The sequence below is a fragment of the Flavobacterium sp. genome, assembly GCF_035456225.1.
Classification (GTDB): domain Bacteria; phylum Bacteroidota; class Bacteroidia; order Flavobacteriales; family Flavobacteriaceae; genus Flavobacterium.
Genome location: NZ_DATIDM010000200.1, coordinates 1 through 5,339, shown reverse-complemented (window position 1 = coordinate 5,339; position 5,339 = coordinate 1). Strand labels below are relative to the sequence as shown.

Annotated in this window: 6 protein-coding genes; 3 read left to right on the top strand and 3 right to left on the bottom strand. The window is 38.4% G+C overall.

Features of this window, described 5'->3' with window-relative positions; genetic code table 11:
- Together VLB74_RS12030 and VLB74_RS12025 are read right to left on the bottom strand one after the other, a co-directional pair.
- Positions 1–1,097: TonB-dependent siderophore receptor (locus VLB74_RS12030; RefSeq protein ID WP_325203703.1), on the bottom strand; the 1,097-nt coding region annotated here is incomplete at its 3' end.
- Between the two features lie 180 nt (positions 1,098–1,277).
- On the bottom strand, positions 1,278–1,790 hold the full coding sequence (locus tag VLB74_RS12025; protein ID WP_325203702.1) for a DUF6265 family protein: 513 nt from the start codon (positions 1,788–1,790) through the stop codon (positions 1,278–1,280).
- Between the two features lie 134 nt (positions 1,791–1,924).
- On the opposite strand from VLB74_RS12025, the gene prfA reads away from it, so the two are divergent.
- The 3 genes from prfA (at position 1,925) to VLB74_RS12010 (ending at position 4,984) form a co-directional block, all read left to right on the top strand.
- Positions 1,925–2,998, top strand: coding sequence for a peptide chain release factor 1 (prfA, locus tag VLB74_RS12020; protein ID WP_325203701.1), 1,074 nt, complete (start codon positions 1,925–1,927; stop codon positions 2,996–2,998).
- Between the two features lie 342 nt (positions 2,999–3,340).
- Positions 3,341–4,156: an orotidine-5'-phosphate decarboxylase gene (gene pyrF / locus VLB74_RS12015; RefSeq protein WP_325203700.1), complete on the top strand. Its 816-nt coding sequence runs from the start codon at positions 3,341–3,343 to the stop codon at positions 4,154–4,156.
- A 21-nt stretch (positions 4,157–4,177) separates the two neighbouring features.
- Positions 4,178–4,984: an ABC transporter substrate-binding protein gene (locus VLB74_RS12010; protein WP_414655603.1), complete on the top strand. Its 807-nt coding sequence runs from the start codon at positions 4,178–4,180 to the stop codon at positions 4,982–4,984.
- A gap of 152 nt (positions 4,985–5,136) precedes the next feature.
- On the opposite strand, the gene VLB74_RS12005 is transcribed toward VLB74_RS12010, so the two are convergent.
- Positions 5,137–5,339: DUF4197 family protein (locus tag VLB74_RS12005; RefSeq protein ID WP_325203698.1), on the bottom strand; the 203-nt coding region annotated here is incomplete at its 5' end.

The window sequence follows — 5,339 nt, the reverse complement described above, 5'->3', positions numbered from 1 at the left end:
CTTCCGATTTTGAAATCAGCGATGAAATTCTGTTGGATGTCAGTAGTGTAAAATACCCCATTGGCATTCGATATGAAACGTGTAAATTCATCGCCATTGGCAGAATCCCATAAATAATGGTAATAACCACTTGTTCGGGCTGTGCTTTTTGACAAAACAGTTTGAGAAGTCCAATTCTCCGACAATTTATACAATGCTTGAGCCTGCATATTGAATGAGTTATTCTGCATCGTTAAATCATTTGAAGTGAATGATCTTTTATAGTTTTTGTCGAATAAATCCATGCTGTGGAACGACAATGGAGAATACCTGCTTAAGAATAACATTGATTGTTTTGCCGAAGTGTTTTTATAAAATTCGGTGTTGATTAAAAAGGTTAATCGATCGCTGACTTCATATTTCAGGGAAGGAGCAATGAAGAATGCGTTTGAAAAACCGGCATCCTGGAACGTTTCTTCGGTTGAATAGGCGGTATTTACCCTAAAAGCCACCTTGTCGTTAGCCGGAACATTAATGTCAGCTGTTATTCGGTTCAATCCGTATGTTCCTGAGTTATAGCTTATTTCTCCTGCAAATTTCTGATACGGTTTTTTGGTGACAATGTTGATTAAACCTCCATAAGAAATAACACTGCTTCCGAATAAAGTTCCCGATGGTCCTTTGATTACTTCAACATTGTCAATGTTAATCGGATCAATCGTAGTATTGGTCAAGGCAGGCAATCCGTTTACCATGGTTGGCTGTACTGCAAAACCTCTCATGGTAAAATATTCGGCTCCGTCACCATTTCTACCTGTAGTTTCCCACAGACGGGTAACACCGGTGGCATTTTTTAAGGCTTCGTTAAAATTGGTAACCACTTGCTCTTTAAGAAGTTCACCTGTAACCACATTATAAACCTGTGGGTTTTCAATGTCCAATAAAGGCATTTTCGAAACGGTAGTACTTTTTTCTCTTTTGTATTTGTTTACCTTACCGTTAACGATAACTTCATCAAGTTTCTTAATAGAGTCGTTTTGGGTTTGTTTGTCCTTTTCCTGCGCACTCAATTGTAACCCGATGAGTAAAATAGAAATGGGTAGAATTAGTTTTTTCATTTTTATTTAGAATAAATTAAAATAATATTTCGACACAAAACTAATTGCTGGATAAATTATATGCAAAATTTATTTAGACTTATTTTAAATAAAATTTGTGATATTTTTATTACTTGTTGATTTTCAATTTATTGTTAATAAAAAACCCTCGATTTGTTCGAGGGTTTTAATTGAAATGGATTATTTTTTCTTCATCGGATAACTTTCCTTGCTTTCTTTTCCGTCTTTCATTCCGGAAATTTCAGCAACTAAACTGTCGGAGGAAATTAGGTAGTAAGTAATCTTACTTGGGAAATCATGTTTCGGATTTTCAAAAACCACCTGTTCGTCGTCGATACTGGTCATGTAAAAGGGAACCGGTTTGTCGTTGTTTTGTCCTTTTACCGTTACATTGTAAATTAAGCTGTCGTTCTTTTGCTGCAAGACAAAATTTTCATGAAAAATGGTGTCAATTGGTGCCGTAAAAAAAGTTTCACCAATAAAAGTACTGTCATTTTCCTGTTTCCAAGTCTCGGTTAAACTGCCTTTCGCAGAAGCATTTTCCCATTCACCCAAAAGCCAATCTGCTTTTTCAAGCTGTTCGTACGTTTTGGTTACAATCTCTTCCGGTTCACCTATTTGCAGTGAACTCTCCTTTCTTTGGTTACATGCAGCCAGTGAAATTACGGCTAATGCAACAGTAAATTTTTTCATTTTCATTCGGGATTTTAAACGGGATAAAGGTATATAAATTGACTAATATTTTACAAAAAAATATGTGCCGATTTTCAGTGTTTTTTAAACGTGTTTTTTTTGTAACTTTGCACCCGAAAACAGCGTATAGAATTATGTTAGACAGATTGCAATATGTGAAACAGCGTTTCGACGAAATTTCGGACTTGATTATCCAGCCCGATGTTATCGCCGACCAAAAGCGTTATGTTCAGTTGAATAAAGAATACAAAGATTTGAAAGCCTTGGTTGAAAAACGCGAGGAGTATATCAATATCGACGGGAATATCAAAGAAGCTCAGGAAATTATTGCCGATGGTTCTGATGCCGAAATGGTGGAAATGGCTAAAATGCAATTGGAAGAAGCCAAAGAACGTCTGCCGCAACTGGAAGAGGAAATCAAATTCATGTTGATTCCGAAAGATACGGAAGATGCCAAAAACGTAATGGTGGAAATCCGTGCCGGTACCGGTGGGGATGAGGCTTCCATTTTTGCCGGAGATTTGTTCCGTATGTACACCAAATATTGCGAAAGCAAAGGTTGGAGGACTTCGGTGGTAGATATGAACGAAGGGACTTCGGGCGGATTCAAAGAGGTGATTTTTGAAGTTACCGGTGAAGATGTTTACGGAACTTTGAAATTTGAAGCGGGTGTGCACCGTGTACAACGTGTACCGCAAACGGAAACGCAAGGACGTGTACACACTTCTGCAGCAACAGTTATGGTGCTTCCGGAAGCGGAAGAGTTTGACGTACAGATCGATATGAACGAAGTTCGTGTTGATTTCTTCTGTTCGTCTGGTCCCGGTGGTCAGTCGGTAAATACGACAAAATCAGCCGTGCGTTTAACACACATCCCAACCGGATTGGTGGCACAGTGTCAGGATCAGAAATCACAGCATAAAAATAAAGACAGGGCGTTAGAGGTTTTACGTTCCCGTTTGTACGAACAGGAATTGGCGAAAAAGCAAGCGGAAGATGCCGTAAAGCGTACTTCGCAAGTTAGTTCAGGTGACCGTTCTGCAAAAATTAGAACCTACAATTATTCGCAAGGTCGTGTAACCGATCACCGAATTGGTTTAGACGTTTTTGATATGGATGGGGTTATGAATGGTAAAATCCAAAAATTTATTGACGAACTCCAGTTGGTCAACAATATGGAAAAACTGAAAGAAAGCGACGTTTTTTAATTCTTTTAAGAAGAAAGAAACAAGAGATAAGAATAAAGACGCCATACCGAATTTTAAGGATGGCGTTTTTTTTTGGAGCGACCCGAGCTATAGCGAATTGGCGAAGCAATGGTTCGGGCATTTTAGGAATCCTTTTTCCCGCTGTCCGCTTTGCAAGGCGACGCTCCCATCGGGGCTAAAGTGGAAGCCATTTGAACTTTTGGAATCGGATGGGATAAAAACATACTGAAAAATACTCCACAACTTTGTAACTTTGCACTCAGCAACTAAAAATAAAACAACGCTTTTGCCGCTTCGAACCTAAGTACCTTAGCATCTCAGCGCCTTAGTACCTAAAATACGATGACAACACAACAACTACAAGAGCAGATTCAATCCAAAAAGTCATTCCTGTGTATCGGTTTGGACGTAGACCTTAATAAGATTCCGGAACATTTATTGAAAACCGAGGATCCGATTTTCGAGTTCAATAAAGCAATAATCGATGCCACGCACGATTTGTGTGTTTCCTACAAACCGAACACCGCTTTTTATGAGGCATACGGAATTAAAGGCTGGCAGTCACTTGAAAAAACCATCAATTACATCAACGAAAAGTATCCTGAAATTTTCACTATTGCCGATGCCAAACGCGGTGATATAGGAAATACTTCTTCCATGTATGCGAGAGCGTTTTTCAAAGATTTGAACTTTGATTCGGTTACCGTGGCACCTTATATGGGTAAAGATTCCGTAGAACCGTTTTTGGCTTTTGAAGACAAACATACTATTATGTTAGCATTAACGTCTAACGAAGGCGCTTTCGATTTTCAGACGCAAAATGTAGACGGAAAGGAATTTTATAAAGTGGTTCTTGAAACTTCCAAATCCTGGAAAAACTCCAAAAATCTGATGTATGTGGTAGGAGCAACCAAAGCGGAATATTTTGCCGAAATCCGAAAAATTGTTCCGAACAATTTTCTTTTGGTTCCCGGAGTAGGCGCTCAAGGCGGTAGCCTGGCAGAGGTTTGCAAGTACGGAATGAATGAAAATGTAGGGTTGCTGATAAACTCTTCCCGCGGAATTATTTACGCGTCAAACGGAACTGATTTTGCCGAAAAAGCAAGGGGAGAAGCTCTGAAACTGCAACAGGAAATGGAAGAAATTCTTGCAAATTAATAACTAGATTTATTTGTGGCTATAGTTTTAACCGATCAAATCGGAACGCAACATACTTTCAATAAGACGCCTAAACGAATAGTTTCTTTAGTTCCGTCCCAAACCGAATTGCTTTACGATATGGGATTGGAAGACAGTATCGTGGGAATCACCAAATTCTGCGTACATCCGTTTCATTTTAAATCGACTAAAAAGATAGTGGGAGGGACCAAACAGGTTAAAATCGATAAGATTAAGGAATTACAACCGGATATCATCATTGCCAATAAGGAAGAAAATACGCTTGAGATTGTTGAATCGTTAAAAGACATTTGTCCGGTTTGGGTAACGAATATCATTACGATTGAGGACAACCTGCAAATGATTTCTGATTTCGGACAGTTGTTCAACAAACGCACCGATGCTCAAAAGTGGATTGATAAAACGAATTTCGCTTTGGCCGATTTTCAAAACTTCATGAAAGATAGGGAAGTTCAGAAAGTGGCTTACTTTATTTGGGCCAATCCGTATATGGTGGCGGGTGGTGATAATTTTATCAATGAATTGCTCAAGCTGAATAAATTCGAAAACATCTACGACAATCATCCTAAATACGAAGGAAGATATCCTGAAATCGTAATCCAGAAAATGCGCATTCAGGGCGATCCGGATTTGGTGTTATTATCTTCGGAACCATTTCCGTTTAAAGACGAACACGCTTTTGAATTAGGACGTTACACCCATCATGCGAAAACTGTTTTTGTGGATGGTGAAATGTTTTCCTGGTACGGAAGCCGATTGGTTAAAGCTTTTGACTATTTCAAACAATTGCATCTTCGCTTAAATTAATTGCATAAAAAAACCACGCCCGAAAGCGTGGAATTCTTTTTAAACTAACCCTAACCAAATGAGAAACTCTCTATTTGATAACAAAGGTCCGATAATTTTTTTTTAGTTAGTGTTAATAAATTGTTATTTGTATCTTATTGATTTCTAAAATTTTAGCCTTGTTTTTGATCTTGTAGGGCAAATACCTTTTTTAACAAATCGGTGTTTCTGGCTGTCAGGTTGTTACGGATGTCTTTTTCTTCTACCGCAATCATTTTGAATACACCTTCCATTGCTTTGTTGGTAGTGTAATCGGTTAAATCCGGATTTACTTTTTTAACCAACGGAACACTGTTGTATTTTGTAATGATGGTAG